Raw genomic sequence first — 15801 nt, 5'->3', positions numbered from 1 at the left:
CCTGTACTGAGCTGCGCCGCCGGGTACCGTTATACGAGACCGCCGACGTTCGTCTTTGGAGGCTGCTTTGTCCGGTTCGGTGATTCTGGGTGCCGCTCGCACCCCCGTTGGGCGTTTGCTGGGTTCGCTGAAGGACTTTTCGGGCGCGCAGCTGGGTGGGGTGGCGATCAAGGCCGCACTCGAACGGGCCGGCGTGGCGCCGGAGGCGGTGCAGTACACGATCATGGGCCAGGTGCTGACCGCGGGCGCGGGCCAGATTCCCGCCCGGCAGGCCGCCGTCGCCGCCGGTATCCCGATGGACGTGCCGGCGCTGACCATCAACAAGGTGTGCCTGTCCGGCCTCGACGCGATCGCGCTGGCCGACCAGCTCATCCGGGCGGGCGAGTTCGACATCGTCGTCGCCGGTGGCCAGGAGTCGATGACGCAGGCGCCGCATCTGCTGCCGAAGTCGCGGTCCGGGTTCAAATACGGCGACGTCACCATGCTGGACCACATGGCCCACGACGGCCTGTTCTGCGCGTTCGACCAGGTCGCGATGGGTTCCTCGACGGAGAAGTACAACAGCCGCTACGGCCTGACGCGTGCGGCGCAGGACGAGTTCTCCGCCCGTTCGCACCAGCGCGCGGCCGCGGCGATCAAGAACGGGCTGTTCAAGGACGAACTGGCGCCGGTGAGCATTCCGCAGCGCAAGGGCGACCCGGTCGTCTTCGACACCGACGAGGGCGTGCGCGGCGACACCACGGCCGAGGGCCTGGCCAAGCTGCGGCCCGCGTTCGCCTCGGACGGCACCATCACCGCGGGCTCGGCCTCGCAGATCTCCGACGGTGCGGCCGCGGTCGTCGTCGCCAGCCGCGCCAAGGCCGAGGAGCTGGGCCTGACCCCGCTGGCGGAAATCGGCGCGCACGGCGTGGTCTCCGGTCCGGACGCGAGCCTGCACGAGCAGCCGTCGAACGCGATCAAGGCCGCGCTGGCGAAGGCGAAGCTCGACGTGAGCGCGCTGGACCTGGTGGAAATCAACGAGGCCTTCGCGGCGGTCGGCCTGGTGTCCACCGAAAAGCTCGGGCTCAACCCCGACATCGTCAACGTCAACGGCGGCGCGATCGCGCTCGGCCACCCGATCGGCGCCTCCGGTGCTCGCCTGGCGGTGCACCTGGTGCACGAGCTGCGGCGCCGCGGTGGCGGGCTCGGCGCGGCCGCGCTCTGCGGTGGCGGCGGTCAGGGCGACGCGCTGCTGCTCAAGGTGCCCGCTGCCTGATTTCGCGGCAAGGGGCACTATGGGTGCCATGCCACCCCTGGACGTCCCGGAGCTGGTCGACCGCGCGCGGGAAGGGCAGCCGCGCGCGGTCGCGAAGCTGATCTCGCTGGTCGAGGACGCGCATCCGCGCCTGCGGGAGGTCGCCGCCGCGCTCACGCCGTACACCGGCAACGCCCGGATCATCGGGCTCACCGGTCCGCCCGGCGTCGGCAAGTCGACCTCGACCTCGATGCTGCTGACCGCGCTGCGCAAGGCGGGAAAGCGGGTCGGGGTGCTCGCGATCGACCCCTCGTCGCCGTTCTCCGGCGGTGCGCTGCTCGGCGACCGGATCCGGATGTCCGAGCACGCCACCGATCCCGGCGTGTTCATTCGCTCGATGGCCACGCGCGGGCATCTCGGCGGACTGTCCTGGGCGACACCGCAGGCCGTGCGGGTGCTCGACGCCGCGGGCTTCGACGTGGTGCTCATCGAGACCGTCGGCGTTGGACAGTCCGAAGTGGACGTGGTGAAGCTCGCCGACACCACCGTCGTGCTGCTGGCGCCGGGCATGGGCGATGGCATCCAGGCCGCGAAGGCCGGGGTGCTGGAGATCGCCGACGTGTTCGTGGTCAACAAGGCCGACCGGGACGGCGCGGAAACCGTGGTCCGCGATCTGAAGCAGATGATTTCCTTCGCGCGCAGGGAGATTCGTGGCCAGAGCTGGCGCCAGCCGATCGTGCCGACGGTCGCCGCGCGCGGCGAAGGAGCCGAGGATCTGGTGCGCGCCCTCGCCGATCATCACGACTGGCTCGTGGCGTACGGCGAACTGGAGCGCCGTCGCACGGACCGGGCCGCGAGCGAGGTCGAGGCGATCGCGTTGCGGCGCCTGCGATCCGAGATCGAGGACCTGCACGGCGGCGACCGCCTGACCAAACTGGCGCGTGAGGTCGTGGACCGGGCCCTCGACCCGTACGCCGCCGCCGACAAGCTGGTCGACGAGCTATGACCGTCCGCAGGGTCGGACTCGTCGTGCACGGCGGCAAGCCACCCGCCCGGGAGGCCGCACGCGAAGTGCGGCGCTGGGCGGGCGAACACGGCATCGCCTGCGTCGACATCGACGTCTGGGACGACCATCGGCTCAACGCGCGCGAAGAAGCCGAGCGGGCGGGCAACCCCGATCTCGTGGTCACGGTCGGCGGCGACGGCACGTTCCTGCGCGGGGTGCGCATCGCCGGGGCGGTCGGCGCGCTCGTGCTCGGCGTGAACGTCGGCCGCGTCGGGTTTCTCACCGAGGTCAGCACCGACGAGCTGACCGGCGCCCTGGACGCGGTGTACCGGGGCGACATCCATGTCGACTCGCGGATGACGCTGACCATGCGCGCGTCGCGGGCGCTGGAGATTCCCGAGAACATCCAGGGAATGCTGCGGCACGGCCGTGGCCCGGTGCTGCCGCCGCCGCACGTGCGGCCCGGGATGAACGGCCAGGACAGCTGGGGTGTGCCGCTGGATGTGCTGGCGCTCAACGACATCGTGGTGGAGAAGCTGGCCCGCGACCGGCAGGCCAGCCTCGCCGTGTACGTCGGCGGCAAGCTGTTCGCGTCCTACTCCGCCGACGCGCTCATCGTGGCGTCTTCGACCGGTTCCACCGCCTACAGCTTCTCCGCCGGTGGCCCGATCCTGTCGCCGCAGCTGGACGCGCTGGTGTTCACGCCGGTGGCGGCGCACATGGTGTTCAACCGCAGCGTGGTGCTGGACTGCCGGCAGCACATCGGGATTCTCGTGCTGGAGCACTCCGGTCAGGTCGCGGTGAGCGTCGACGGGCAACTGCGCGGGGTACTCGATCCCGGCGACTGGATCAGCGTCTACGGCGGCCCGCGCAAGTCGCAGCTCGTGCGCCTCACCGAACACGATTTCCTGGGCCGGGTGAGGGATCGCTTCGGTCTGGTCGACTCGGCGGCCGCGCTCGCGGACGGTCCGGCTCCGGCCTACGCGCCCAATCAGCCCTTGCCGCCGGATCTGGCGCATCCGGGACCGGAGTAGACGTGCGCGAGGAGCTCGTCCACCGACCACTGGTCGTAGGCGTGCTCGCCGTGCTTTTCCGCGAGGACCCGGCCGCCGGGGTCGATCAGGAAATCGGCGGGTAGGCCGAGTCTGCCGTTCTCCTGTCTGGTGGCCGGTGGACGGTACTTGCCGAGCAGGGTGAGCGCCGAACCGCGCACGATGGCGCCCCACGCGCGCGGTCCCAGTGCGCGACGACCCGACTCGACGCCGAACTCGCGGTAGTAGCCCTTGCCCGGATCGGCGATCACCGCGAACGGCAGGTCGTAGGAGCGCAGTTCACCGGCGGGCGAGTGGAAGAACACCACCTCGCGGATGCCCGCGGCGGTGATCTCGTCGTGGCGCCGCACGATCGAGCGCAGGTGCAGATTGCAGATCGGGCAGCCGGCGAACCGGCGGAACTGCAGGTGTACCAGTCGTTCCGGGTCGGGAACGGGGACTTCTTCACCGGAGACGGCGGTCAGCGACCGTGGGGTGACCTGGCGCATCGAAGGCTCCTTTGTAAGGGTGCGGTGTACGCCTACGAACGTATGCGCGTATGCTGTACGCTGTCAAACGCCATGCCACGACCTCGTTCCCTGACCCCGGACCAGATCGCGATCGCGGCCCTTGCCGTCCTCGACCGGGACGGGCTGGACGCGCTGTCGATGCGCACCGTCGCCAGGGAGCTCGGCATGGGCACGATGTCGCTGTACCGCTATGTCTCCGACCGCGATCAGGTCGAGGAGCTGGTGGTCGATCTCGTACTGGCCGAAGTCGATCTCACGATGCCGCGCGGATCGGCGGGCAGACGCCTGAGCGTGCTCGCCGACCGGGTACGCGCCGCCGTGTCCGGGCACGCCGCGGTGGTGCCGCTGCTGCTGGCGCACCGGCATCGCTCGGCCAGCTCCCGGCGCTGGGGCGAGGTCATGCTCTCCGTGCTGACCCAGGCGGGAATCACCGGCAAGCAGCGGGTGATCGCGTTCCGGGCGATCATGGGTTACGTGTTCGGCGCGCTGCAGGTGGAGTACTTCAGCGCGCTGTCCGGTGCCGGCACCGCCGCGCTCGCGGCGCTGCCGCCGGAGGAGTTTCCCATCCTGTCCGAGACCGCGGCCCGTGCGCGGGACATCGCGCCGGACGAGGAGTTCCGACGGGGTTTCGACATTCTCCTGCGGGGCCTAGGACTTACCGGCCAGTGAGCGCACGAGCGCTTCCAGTGCGGGCCCGAACGCGTGCTCCGCGGGCGATCCGTATCCGACGACTATCCCTTGTGGATGATCACTGTCGGAAATCCAGTGCCTGCCAAGGCTGTCGACCGCGACCGAGTTCTTCCGGGCGGCTGCGAGGTACTCCTGCTCGTCGCCGTGCACCTGGAGCAGCAGATGCAGTCCGGCGGAGATCCCGGTGGGCGTGAAACCGTCCGGCAGCGCGGCCAGCAGACGGTCCCGGCGGTTGCGATAGGCCGTCCGGCGCTGCCGCACGTGGCGGTCGTACGCGCCCGACGAGATCAGCTCGGCGAGAGTCAGATGGCTCAGCGCCGGTGCCCGCCATCCGGTGTCCGCCAGCGCCGCGCGCACCGGCTCGACCAGGGCCCCCGGCAGCACGAGCCAGCCGATCCGCAGCGCCGGGGCCAGCGTCTTGCTGGCCGTGCCCGCGTAGACGATCCGTTCCGGCGCCAGCGCCTGCACACACCCGACGGGCTGGCGGTCGAGCCGGAACTCGCCGTCGTAGTCGTCCTCGATCACCAGCCCGCCGGCGCTCGCCCAGCGCGCCAGTTCCCGGCGGCGTTCGGGTGCGAGGGTGTGGCCGAGCGGGTACTGGTGCGCCGGGGTCACGACCACCGCCGGACTGTCTATTTCGGACACCATGATCCCGCGCTCGTCGACGGGCACCCCGGTGATGTGCAGCCTGCTCCGCGCGGCCGTGTCGCGGAACTGCGGCAGGGAGGGATCTTCGAACGCCAGCGCGAGGTCGCCGCGCTCGTGCAGCGCGCGGCTCAGCGCGGTGAGCGCGTGGTTGAACCCGCCGCAGACGACGATGCGTTCGGGATCGGCGACCACGCCCCGGCTGCGGGCGAGGTAGCGCGCCAGCGCCTCCCGCAGCGCCGCCGGACCGCGTTCGTCGCCGTAGTCGAACGAACTCGCGGGAGTCTCCGCGACCACCTTGCGGGTGGCGGAAACCCAGGCGGCGCGCGGGAACGACGACAGATCGGGCCGCCCGGGGTAGAAGTCCCAGCGGACGGCGGGCACCCACGGTGCCGCCCGGGGCCCGGCGACGTCGCGGGCGGGCGGCCGCGTGGCGCTGTCCGCCGCGACGCGCGTCGGGGCGCCCTGCGTGGTGCGCAGGTAGCCCTCGGCGGTGAGGTCGGCGTAGACGCGGGTGACCGTGCCGCGCGCGATGCCGAGGTCGATGGCCAGCGCGCGGGTGGACGGCACCGCCGTGCCCGCCGGCAGCCGCCCGTCGCGGATGGCGCGGCGCAGCGCGTCGGCCAGGCCGCGCCTGCCGGACGCCGGACTCCAGTCGAGGTGCACGTCCCACCCGGCACTGGACCACGATTCCGCCATGTGACTGGACCATACACGTGTGCCAGTTGTCGCTAGCGTGAATGTCATGAGCACTCGAATCTCGCCCGGCAGAATCCTGTCGGACCAGCGCACGCACCTCATCGAGCTCTACGAGTCGGTCCAGAAGGCCGCCGCGGACGCCGGTCTCGACCCGCTTCTGCTGGAACTGCTCAAGAGCCGCGTCTCCCAGATCAACGGCTGCGCGTTCTGCCTCGACATGCACGCGCGCGAGGCGCGGGAACTCGGCGAGACCGAGCGGCGGATCTACCTGCTGCCCGCGTGGCGCGAGGCCCCGGACTACACCGAGCAGGAGCGCGCGGCGCTGGCGCTGGCCGAGGCGATGACCCGTATCGGCCAGACCCAGGACGTGCCCGACGACGTGTACGAGGAGGCCACCCGCGCGTTCACCGAGCAGCAGTACGCGGCACTCGTCTGGGCCGTGACCATCATGAACTCGTTCAACCGCCTCAACGTCACCGCACGCACCCCGGTGCCGGAGCCGGCGCGATGAGCGAGCGGATCCAGCTCTCCGCCGGGCTGCCCGAGGCCTACCGGCATCTGGCCGCGGCGGCCAGGACCGCGGAGAAGGCCGCGGCCGCCGCGGGGCTCGACCAGCGGCTGATCGAACTGGTCAAGCTGCGCACCTCGCAGCTGAATGGCTGCGCCTACTGTGTGGACCTGCATTCACACGACGCGCGCGAACTGGGGGAGACCGAGCGGCGGCTGTACCTGCTGCCCGCCTGGCGGGAGACCGATCTCTACAGCGAGCAGGAGCGGGCCGCGCTGGAACTGACCGAGGCCATGGCGAAACTGTCGCAGACGCAGGACGTCCCGGACGAGGTCTACCGGCAGGCGACGAAGGTGTTCACCGAGGAGCAGTACGTCGCCGTCGCGTGGGCCGCGACCACCATGAACGCGCTCAACCGGCTCGGCGTGACCAGCCGCAAGCCACTGGAGGCACGATGACCGCCGCGAAGCTGCGCGCACTCCACGTTCCCGGTGAACCGCTGCTGCTACCCAATATCTGGGACGCGGACACGGCGCGAGTCGTGGAAGAGGCCGGTTTTCCTGTGGTGGCAACGAGTTCCGTCGCGGTCGCGGCATCGCTCGGATTCGGCGACGGTGAGAAGGCGCCCGTCGAGGAAATGTTCGCCGCCGCTGCCAGGATCGCCGGGGCGGTCTCGGTACCGGTCACGGTCGACGCCGAGTCCGGTTACGGCCTGGCGCCGCGCGAGTTCACCGACCGCCTGCTCGCGACGGGCGCGGTGGGCTGCAACCTGGAGGACACCGACCACGCCGTGGGCACGCCCCGTCCGGTCGCCGAACAGGCCGAGCGCCTCGCCGCCGTGCGCCAGGCGGCTGGCGCGGACCTGGTGATCAACGCGCGCATCGACGTCTTCCTGCGGAAGGACGATCAGCGGGCTGTGCTGCCGGAGGGGATCGAGCGGGCGCGCGCGTATCTGGAGGCGGGCGCGGACTGCGTCTACCCGATCGGCATCCGCTCGGCCGACGTGCTCGGGGAGTTCGTTGAGGCCGTGCGCCCGGCGGCGGTCAACGGCAACCGCATCGACGGTGCGGACCTCGCCTCGCTGGGGGTGGCGCGGGTTTCGCTCGGCGGCGGTCTGTGGGCCGCGGCGCGGGGCTGGCTCGCGCGGTATCTCAAGCAGCTGTGAGAGCGAGGGAGGGTGCCGGCACGGCACCCTCCCTCGCCGGGGTTCAGCAGGACTGCTTGTAGAAGTACTGCGAATTCGCGTCCATGTTCGCCTTGGTGATGGAGTGCAACGGGGCGCTCATCGTCTTCGTCACCGGCTTGTTCTCCAGCGCCGCGGCGGCCTGATCCACGCCCTGCCGCCCGATCATCGCCGGGTCCTGCGCGATCAGCGCCTGGTACTCGCCCTTGCGCAGGCCGTCCACTTCGGACGGGCTGGCGTCGAAGCCGATCAAGTTCACCTGCCCGACCTTGCCCGCGTTGCGCAGACCCGTCGCCGCGCCCTCACCAGTGTTGAGGTTCGTGGCGAAAATGCCGATCAAGTCCGGTGTGGACGCCAGCGCCGCGGTGACCTTCGCCGCCGCCTGCTCCGGCTCGTTCTGCGTGAACTGCACGCCGATCGACTTGAGGTTCGGGTACTTGGCCAGCTCGTCGGTGAAGCCCTTCGCGCGCGCCTCGGTGGTGGAGGTGCCCGCGATCGTGTCGAGCACCAGCACCGAACCGGACTTGCCGCCCACCAGGTCCGCGAGCGTCTTGGCGGCGAGCTGGCCGCCCTCGGTGTTGTTGGACGAGATCGAGGAGACCGCCACGCTCGAGTCCTTCAGGGCGGTGTCCACCTGGACGATCTTGGTGCCCCGGTTGGCGACCTGCTGGATCGGCGCGAGCATCGCGGTGTCGTCGGTCGGCGCGATCAGCAGCGCCCCGGGCGGATTCGACCCCAGTGCGTTGACCTTCTCCGTCTGCAGCGCCGCGTCGAACTTCTGCGGCGCCGACGTGGTGAGCGTGTACCCCAGCTTCTTCGCCTCCGCCTCGGCGCCGCACTGCATCGAGATGTAGAACGGCTCGGCCTGCTGGCCGGGGATCAGCACGAGGCTCTTGTTGTTCTGCACCGAATCGCCGCCGGATCCGCCGACCTGACCGGAACCACACGCCGCCAGCAGCACCGCCGCCGCGGCCAGCGTGCCGGCGGTGAGCACCTTGTTCATCAGCTCAACTCCCTACTTCGTCGTAGTCATCGCGAGTTGCGCCGCCTGCGACGGCGCTGGTCGAACCACACGGCCGCGATCAGCACACCGCCGACCGCGATCATCTGCCAGAAGTCCGGTATCTGGGTGATGTTGAACCCCTTCTTCAACACGGCCGGGATGAACACCCCGATGACCGTGCCCAGCACCGAACCGACCCCGCCGAACAGGCTGGTCCCGCCCATCACCGTCGCCGCGATCGCGTTGAGGTTGTCGTTGGTGTGCGCCGTGATGGTGGTCGACGCGTAGTACGCCAGCGACATGAAACCCGCGATCCCGGCGAGGAAACCGGTGAGCAGGTACACCTTCAGCAGGTGCCCGGTGACACCGATGCCGGAACGGCGGGCGGCCTCGGCGTTCGAACCGACCGCGTAGGTGTAGCGGCCGAACTTGGTGGTGTGCAACAGCCAGGCACCGATCAACGTGATCACCACGGCGACGATCACCAGGTTGGGGATCCCGCCGAGCGAGGTGCCGTAGCCCAGCGTCTTGTTCAGCACCGTCGGCACGCTGCGCACGTCGGAGCCGTTGTTGAGCAGGTACGCCGCACCGAGCGCCGCGCCCATCGTGCCGAGGGTGACGATCAACGGCGGGATCTTGGCCACCGCGATGAGGAATCCGTTGATCAGGCCCCAGATCGTGCCCGCGAGCACGGCCGCGACCAGCCCGATCGTGATCACACCCCAGCCCGCGCCCGAGGCATTGCCACCGGAAAGCGCTTCCATCGTCTTGCCGCAGACCATGCCCGAGAAGATCAGCACCGAGCCGACGGACAGGTCGATCCCGGAGGTGATGATCACGAACGTCATCCCGACCGAGAGCACCAACAGCACCGAGGTTTCGATGAGCAGCGTCTGGAACGTGAACAGCGTCGCGAACTGGGCCGGCCGCAGCAGCGTGAACACGACGATCAGCGCGACGAGCACGAGCGCGATCCAGAACGTGTTCGCGCCGACCAGCCGCTGCCAGAGCGAACGCTTGCCGAACTGTCCATCCACAGTGGACTGGATTTCCGGTGCGGTGGTGCTCATGCCGCCTCCTCGTGTGTCAGCGCGCCGGTCATGGCCGCGACGAGGTCCTCCAGGCTCGTGTCGGCGGCGGTGAACCGGGCGACCCTGGTGCCCAGCCGCAGCACCTCGATCCGGTCGGACACCGAGAGCACCTCGGGCATGTTGTGACTGATCAGCACCACCGCGATGCCCTGGTCACGCACCCGGCGGATCACCTCCAGCACGCGTTCGCGCTGCACCACGCCGAGTGCCGCGGTGGGCTCGTCCATGAACACGACCTTGCTCGCCCACACCACCGACCGCGCGACCGCGACGCTCTGCCGCTGGCCACCCGAGAGCGAGCCGATGGGCACGTCCGTGCTCTGCAGCGTCACGCCGAGTCGCTTGAACTCCTCGACCGCGCGCCGCCGCATCTCGGCCTTGTCCAGCATCCCGAGCCTGCCGAGAATGCCGTGCCGGTGGATTTCCCTGCCGAGGAACAGGTTCGCGGCCGGATCGAGTTCCGGCGCGACCGCGAGATCCTGGTACACGGTCTCGATGCCCAGCCGCCGCGCGGTGGTCGGCGAGTCGAGGTGGACCTCCCTGCCGTCCAACAGGATCCGCCCCGAAGTCGGCTGCTCGGCGCCGGAAAGGCACTTGATCAAAGTGGACTTGCCGGCGCCGTTGTCCCCGATCAACGAGGTGACCTCGCCGGCCCTTGCCTGGAACGAGGCGCCACGCAGCGCCTCGACCGAACCGTAGTGCTTCACGATGTTCTGGGCGTCCAGCAGGACGGCATCGCTCATGTCGTGCTCCCCGGGGCGGGTGGGCGGCAGCGGATGATGGTCAGCTCGCCCGACACCTCGCTCTGCCCGGCGCCGTAGGGCACCACCACGGTGTCGCCCTTGGCCAGAGCCAGATTTCCACCGTGCTCGGTGCTCAGCGTGCCCGCACCGTCGAGCACGACGAACACCGTGAACGACGGGTCGAGCGCGAGCGAGGGTTTCGGGTGCAGCCGGTCGGCGCGGAAGAACTCCGCCGCACCGGGCACGAGAAGATCCACAATGGACTCCTCCGCGCCGCCGGTACGCCTGATGACGGACTCCGGGTCGCGCGCGGACGTGTCGAGCGCGCCCAGCGCGGCGTCGAACCCGATGCCGAGGTGCCCCTTCTCCGGGCTTTCCAGGAAGTCACGCCATTCGATGGTCAGCGAGAAGTCCGTGGGCTGCTGCAGCTCCACGACGAACACACCCTCGCCGATCGCGTGCGGGAGGCCGGCCGGGATGTAGACGTTGTCGCCCGGCTTGACCGGCACGCTGTTGAGCGCGCCGAGCATCGCCGCGGTGTCCTGCTCACGCACCCACTCGCCGACCGTGCCCGGATCGACGCTTTCCCGGAACCCGGGGTAGACGCGCGGGTCGTCGCCGCTGGTGCCGACCACGATCCATGCCTCGGTCTTGCCGAAGTGCGAGTCGAAATGGCGCTGGGCGAAGGAGTTCGACGGATGGAAGTGCACCGGCAGCCGCTGCCCGGCGTCGAGGAGCTTGACCAGCAGCGCGGTCGAGTTCGCGTACGCGGCGACGTGCTTGGCGCCGAGCCAGGACTCGGGCTCGGCGTTGACCGCTTCGCGCAGCCAGCGTCCGTCGGGCAGTTTCGTGAGCCCGTTCTCCGGCTGGCCGAACAGCGTGGTGGTGGACGCGACCCAGTCTTCGGGGCCGAATTCCTTGTCCTGGCCGGCACCGCGCAACGCCGCGATGGAGGCCCCGCCGCGGTAGAACTGGGGCGGCTGGTTGGCCGGGAGCTTGATCGGCGCGGTCACGGGGCGACCTCACCGGAGCCGCGGGGTACGAGGTGCACGGGCAGCACTACCTTTCTCGGCGGGGTGTCCTCGCCGTGGATCCTGGCGAACAGCAGCTCGGCCGCCGCCTTCCCGAGCCGGCTCACGTCGTGGCCGATCACGGTGACGGGCGGGTCGAGCAGATCGGCGAGTTCGAAATCGTCGAAGCTCACCAGCGCGGGACGCGGGGCGACGTGGGTCAGCGCGCGCAGCAGGTGCACCGCGACCCGGTTGTTTCCCGCGATGACGGCGGTGGCGCGGTCCGGGCCGGTCAGCAGGCGATCCACCGCGTCACGCACGTTCGCCGGGGTCGGTGTGCGCAGGACCGCGAGGTGCTCGTCGTAGCGCAGGCCCGCGCGCACGCAACCCTCGCGGAAACCCCGCAACCGCTCCGCGGCCGTGAAGATGTCGGGCCGGTCGCCGAGAAAGGCGATCCGGCGATGCCCGTACCGGGCCAGATGCGCGACGGCCTCGATGGTGCCGCCGAGGTTGTCGACCAGCACGGTGTCGGCCACGATGTCGCCCGCCGGCCGGTCGAGGAACACCACCGGCGTCCCGGCACGCATCTCCGGCACGAGGTAGTGGTGCTGCACGCCCGCGGGCACGACCAGCAGCCCGTCCACCCGGCGCGAGCAGAACTCCAGCGCCAGCTCGCGTTCGCGGTCGGAGTTCTCCTCCGAGGAGGCGGTGAGCACGTGCCTGCCGAACGACGTCGCGATCTTCTCCACGGCGCGGTTCAGCTCGGAGTAGAAGGGGTTGCCGACGTCCTCGACGATCAGCCCGATCGTGCCCGTGCCGGAGCCCCGGCGCAGGTTGAACGCGCCGAGGTTGCGGCGGAAGCCCAGCTGATCGATGGCCGCGACCACCCGCCGCGCGGTGTCCGGATGCACGCCCGGCTCGTCGTTGACCACGCGGGAGACGGTTTTGATGCTGACCCCCGCCAGCCGGGCGACATCGCTCATCGTCGCACGCCGGGCCGCGCCCGGTCCCGACGTGCCGTCCGACAACGTTGTCATAGTGACCGGATTTCACACTGAAGCGCCGCGGATGTCAATGGTCTGGACGAGCAAATGGAGTATCCGCTGTCCAGAACAAGACAGAATCCGACGCGAGCGTTGACCGGAAAGTCAGGCGCTAACCACAGTGATTCGCTGCGACAAGGTTGTCAGGAGGCGGTGCCGGATGCGGCTTCGAAGATTCAGCAGGGGGCTGGCGCTTGCCGCCGGCCTCGTGGTTACGTCAGTGGTCATGCCGGTCGTACCCGCGGACGCGGCGCCCGCGCAGGATCCGGCGAAGTGGGTCAACCCCTTCGTCGGAACCCGCCCCGGCGGGCAGGATCAGGGCACGGGCGGCGGGGCGGGCAACACGTTCCCCGGCGCGGTCGTGCCCTTCGGCATGGTGCAGTGGAGCCCGGACACCGTGACCGAGCAGCACGGCGGGTACTTCTACGACAGCACGGCCCTCAAGGGTTTCAGCCTGACGCACCTGTCGGGCGCGGGCTGCGACACCTACGAGGACATCCCCTTCATCCCGTACGCCGGTGAGGTCACCACCTCGCCCGCGACCGATCCCGGCCGCTACACGATGCCGTTCTCGCACGCCAACGAGCAGGCGAGCGCGGGCAAGTACGCGGTCAAGCTCGACAGCGGTGTGAACGTCGAGCTGAGCGCGACCCAGCGCACCGGCTCCGGCCGGTTCACCTATCCGCAGAACAGCCCCTCGACCCTGTTGATCAACACCTCCGGCTCGATCATGGGCACGGACGACGCGCAGATCACCATCGGCAGGGACACGGTCAGCGGATGGGCGTCCAGCGGCCGGTTCTGCGGCACCGATTCCCATTACCGCGTGTACTTCTACGCCAAGTTCGACACCCCGTTCGCCGCCATCGGAACCTGGCGCAATGCAACGGTCACCCCGAACAAGGCCACCGAGAACGGTGGTGCGCGGGCCAAGGTCGCGCCGCAGCTCGACGTCGCACGCTCGGAGTCGAAGAAACCCGCTGACACCACGGTCAGCGGTCCCGGTGGCGGCGGCTACGTCACGTTCGCGCCGGGCGCCCAGGTCAACGTCCGGGTTGGACTGTCCTTTGTGTCCGCCGATGGCGCGCAGGCGAACCTGAAGGCGGAGAACGACCGGCGTTCGTTCGACGAGGTGGCGGCCTCGGCGCGCCAGGCGTGGAACGACCGGCTGAACCAGGTGCGGGTCACCGGCGGCTCGGACGCCGACAAGACGACCTTCTACACCGCGCTGTATCACTCGCTGATCCAGCCGAACGTGTTCTCCGACGCCGACGGCTCCTACACCGGCTTCGACGGGCGCGTGCACAAGGCCGACCGTGGCCACGCGATGTACACCAACTTCTCCGGCTGGGACATCTACCGTTCGGAGATCCAGTTGCTGGCCTTGCTGGCGCCGCAGGAGACCTCGGACATCGCGCGCTCGATGATCGCCTACGCGGCGCAGGGCGGCGCATGGGACCGCTGGACGGTGGCCAACGACTACACGGGTGTGATGAACGGCGACCCGTACCACATCATCGTCTCCAGCGCGTATGCCTTCGGGGCCAAGGACTTCGACGCGAACAACGCGTTGCTGTCGATGGTGCGCGGCGCGACCCGGCCGACCACACAGGGCTACACCGAACGGCCGGGCCTTGCCGACTACCTGAAGCTGGGCTACGTGCCCGGCGCCGGTGCCGACACACTCGAATACACCAGCGCCGACTTCTCCATCGCCCAGCTCGCCGCGCGGCTCGGCGACACTTCGATGTACCAGAACTTCATGAAACGCGCCCAGAACTGGCAGAACCTGTACAACCCGGCGACCGGTTACCTGCAGCCGCGTCAGGCCGACGGGACGTTCTCCAGCCCGTACAACCCCGGCAGCTCCTCCGGCTGGGTCGAGGGCAACGGTGCGCAGTACACCTGGATGGTGCCCTACGACGTGGCCGGGCTGATCACCGCGCTGGGCGGCAACCAGGCGGTCCGGTCCAGATTGGACGAGTTCTTCACCGAGCTGAACGCCGGAACCCAGGACCCGCACGCGTTCCTCGGCAACGAGCCCAACGCGAACTCGCCGTGGCTCTACGACTTCGCCGGTGCGCCGGACAAGACGCAGGCGATCGTGCGGCGGGCGATGACCGAGCTGTACAACCCCAATCCCGAGGGCCTGGTCGGCAACGACGACCTCGGCCAGATGTCGTCGTGGTACGTGTGGTCGGCGCTGGGCATGTACCCGGAGATCCCCGGCCGCGCGGAGCTGGTGCTCGGCTCGCCGCTGTTCTCGAAGGTCGAGCTGACCACGGGCGCGGGCAAGAAGATCACCATCACCGGCAACGGAACCGGCCAGTACGTGACCGGATTGAAGCTCGACGGCGTCACCACGACCAAGACCTGGCTGCCCGAGTCCTTCGTCACGAACGGCGGCACGCTCGACTTCACTCTCTCCGCCACACCGGACACGTCGTGGGGCAGTGCGCCCTCGGACGCGCCGCCCTCCTTCCGCGAGGGCGAAACGCCGGCCGTGTCCTTCGTGGATCCGGCGCGCGTGGTGGTGCCGGACGGGTCGTCGGCGACCGCGGCGATCGGCGCGCAGGACCTGTCCGGCACCGCCCGTACCTGGCACTGGACCGCCGCGCCGCCGGCGGGGATCACGGTCACCCCATCCTCCGGTGACCTCGCGGTGCCCGCCGGCGGCAGGGCTCAGGCGGAGGTCACCGTGAGCGTGGCCGACGGCACGGCCGAGGGCTCGTATCAGGTTCCGGTCACGTTGAGCGCGAACGGGCAGTCCTCGCTGTCCGGCACGCTCGGCGTGCTCGTCGCGCAGCCCGGCAGCTGGCTCGCGACCGTGAACAACGCCGGGATCTCGCCCGACGCGAAACCGTCCGCCGCGAACTTCGACGGCGTCGGCTTCAGCTACTCCTCGGACGCGCTGGCCGCGGCGGGGGCCAAGGCGGGCAGCACGGTGACCGTGAACGGACTGTCCTATGTGTGGCCCGCCTACCCCGCGGGCGCACCGGACAACGTGGTCGCGCAGGGGCAGAAGGTGACGGCGTCGGGCAGCGGCCGGCTGGCGTTCCTCGGCGCCGCCGGCAACGGCAACGCCTCCGGCACGCTCACGATCACCTACACCGACGGCAGCACGAGTACTGCGACACTCGGGTTCTCGGACTGGACGCTCGGCGCCGGCGCGCAGCAGCCCGCGTTCGGCAACGAGGTGGCGTTCACCACGCCCTACCGCAACAGCGTCGGGGGCGATCCACAACAGATCGGCACGTATGTGTTCGCCAGCGCACCGATCGCGCTCGATGCGGGCAAGACGGTGGAAAGCGTGACACTCCCGGCGAACGTTCAAGGTGGACAGCTGCACGTGTTCGCACTGGCAGTAGGCGTCTGATCACGGGAT

General features: G+C 69.9%; 15 protein-coding genes. 8 read left to right on the top strand and 7 right to left on the bottom strand.

What is annotated here, in order from left to right:
• Window positions 1-67: 67 nt before the first annotated feature.
• Genes HFP15_RS32300 through HFP15_RS32290 form a run of 3 tightly spaced genes read left to right on the top strand, consistent with a single transcriptional unit; the run spans window position 68 to window position 3274 of the window.
• The gene (locus tag HFP15_RS32300) at window positions 68-1255 is read left to right on the top strand and encodes an acetyl-CoA C-acetyltransferase (RefSeq protein WP_168520582.1); all 1188 of its coding nucleotides are present in this window, start codon (window positions 68-70) and stop codon (window positions 1253-1255) included.
• Between the two features lie 28 nt (window positions 1256-1283).
• Window positions 1284-2240, top strand: a complete 957-nt coding sequence (gene meaB / locus HFP15_RS32295) for a methylmalonyl Co-A mutase-associated GTPase MeaB (protein ID WP_168520581.1) — start codon at window positions 1284-1286, stop codon at window positions 2238-2240.
• Entirely contained in the window at window positions 2237-3274 is a 1038-nt protein-coding gene (locus HFP15_RS32290; RefSeq protein ID WP_168520580.1) for an NAD(+)/NADH kinase, read from the top strand. Before meaB ends, HFP15_RS32290 begins: the two co-directional genes overlap by 4 nt.
• On the opposite strand, the gene HFP15_RS32285 is transcribed toward HFP15_RS32290, so the two are convergent.
• The gene (locus HFP15_RS32285; RefSeq protein ID WP_168520579.1) at window positions 3232-3780 is read right to left on the bottom strand and encodes a peroxiredoxin-like family protein; all 549 of its coding nucleotides are present in this window, start codon (window positions 3778-3780) and stop codon (window positions 3232-3234) included. The two genes, HFP15_RS32290 and HFP15_RS32285, sit on opposite strands and share 43 nt — an antisense overlap.
• A 72-nt stretch (window positions 3781-3852) precedes the next feature.
• Between HFP15_RS32285 and HFP15_RS32280 the strand changes: the two genes are divergently transcribed.
• Complete coding sequence (locus tag HFP15_RS32280; protein WP_168520578.1) at window positions 3853-4470, top strand: TetR/AcrR family transcriptional regulator; 618 nt, start codon at window positions 3853-3855, stop codon at window positions 4468-4470.
• On the opposite strand, the gene pdxR is transcribed toward HFP15_RS32280, so the two are convergent.
• Window positions 4450-5835: a MocR-like pyridoxine biosynthesis transcription factor PdxR gene (pdxR, locus tag HFP15_RS32275; protein WP_168520577.1), complete on the bottom strand. Its 1386-nt coding sequence runs from the start codon at window positions 5833-5835 to the stop codon at window positions 4450-4452. The genes HFP15_RS32280 and pdxR overlap by 21 nt on opposite strands.
• A gap of 46 nt (window positions 5836-5881) precedes the next feature.
• On the opposite strand from pdxR, the gene HFP15_RS32270 reads away from it, so the two are divergent.
• The 3 genes from HFP15_RS32270 to HFP15_RS32260 are packed head-to-tail and all read left to right on the top strand — an operon-like array spanning window position 5882 to window position 7508.
• A complete protein-coding gene (locus tag HFP15_RS32270; RefSeq protein ID WP_168520576.1) occupies window positions 5882-6346 on the top strand; it encodes a carboxymuconolactone decarboxylase family protein in 465 nt (154 codons plus the stop codon).
• Window positions 6343-6801: a carboxymuconolactone decarboxylase family protein gene (locus HFP15_RS32265; protein WP_168520575.1), complete on the top strand. Its 459-nt coding sequence runs from the start codon at window positions 6343-6345 to the stop codon at window positions 6799-6801. Before HFP15_RS32270 ends, HFP15_RS32265 begins: the two co-directional genes overlap by 4 nt.
• A complete protein-coding gene (locus HFP15_RS32260) occupies window positions 6798-7508 on the top strand; it encodes an isocitrate lyase/PEP mutase family protein (RefSeq protein ID WP_168520574.1) in 711 nt (236 codons plus the stop codon). Before HFP15_RS32265 ends, HFP15_RS32260 begins: the two co-directional genes overlap by 4 nt.
• A 43-nt stretch (window positions 7509-7551) precedes the next feature.
• On the opposite strand, the gene HFP15_RS32255 is transcribed toward HFP15_RS32260, so the two are convergent.
• The 5 genes from HFP15_RS32255 to HFP15_RS32235 are packed head-to-tail and all read right to left on the bottom strand — an operon-like array spanning window position 7552 to window position 12356.
• A complete protein-coding gene (locus HFP15_RS32255; protein ID WP_168520573.1) occupies window positions 7552-8529 on the bottom strand; it encodes an ABC transporter substrate-binding protein in 978 nt (325 codons plus the stop codon).
• A gap of 26 nt (window positions 8530-8555) precedes the next feature.
• Complete coding sequence (locus HFP15_RS32250; protein ID WP_168520572.1) at window positions 8556-9599, bottom strand: ABC transporter permease; 1044 nt, start codon at window positions 9597-9599, stop codon at window positions 8556-8558.
• Entirely contained in the window at window positions 9596-10363 is a 768-nt protein-coding gene (locus tag HFP15_RS32245) for an ATP-binding cassette domain-containing protein (RefSeq protein WP_168520571.1), read from the bottom strand. Before HFP15_RS32245 ends, HFP15_RS32250 begins: the two co-directional genes overlap by 4 nt.
• Entirely contained in the window at window positions 10360-11376 is a 1017-nt protein-coding gene (locus HFP15_RS32240; RefSeq protein WP_168520570.1) for a class I mannose-6-phosphate isomerase, read from the bottom strand. Before HFP15_RS32240 ends, HFP15_RS32245 begins: the two co-directional genes overlap by 4 nt.
• Window positions 11373-12356, bottom strand: coding sequence for a LacI family DNA-binding transcriptional regulator (locus tag HFP15_RS32235; protein WP_168520626.1), 984 nt, complete (start codon window positions 12354-12356; stop codon window positions 11373-11375). Before HFP15_RS32235 ends, HFP15_RS32240 begins: the two co-directional genes overlap by 4 nt.
• A gap of 286 nt (window positions 12357-12642) precedes the next feature.
• On the opposite strand from HFP15_RS32235, the gene HFP15_RS32230 reads away from it, so the two are divergent.
• Window positions 12643-15792 (top strand): GH92 family glycosyl hydrolase, encoded by a 3150-nt coding sequence (locus HFP15_RS32230; protein ID WP_246272228.1) that lies wholly within the window; start codon window positions 12643-12645, stop codon window positions 15790-15792.
• Window positions 15793-15801: the final 9 nt, after the last annotated feature.

Source organism: Amycolatopsis acididurans (genome assembly GCF_012328925.1).
GTDB classification, from domain to species: Bacteria; Actinomycetota; Actinomycetes; order Mycobacteriales; family Pseudonocardiaceae; genus Amycolatopsis_E; species Amycolatopsis_E acididurans.
Note: the sequence above shows the minus strand (reverse complement) of the source record. Positions and strands in the feature narration are given on the sequence as shown.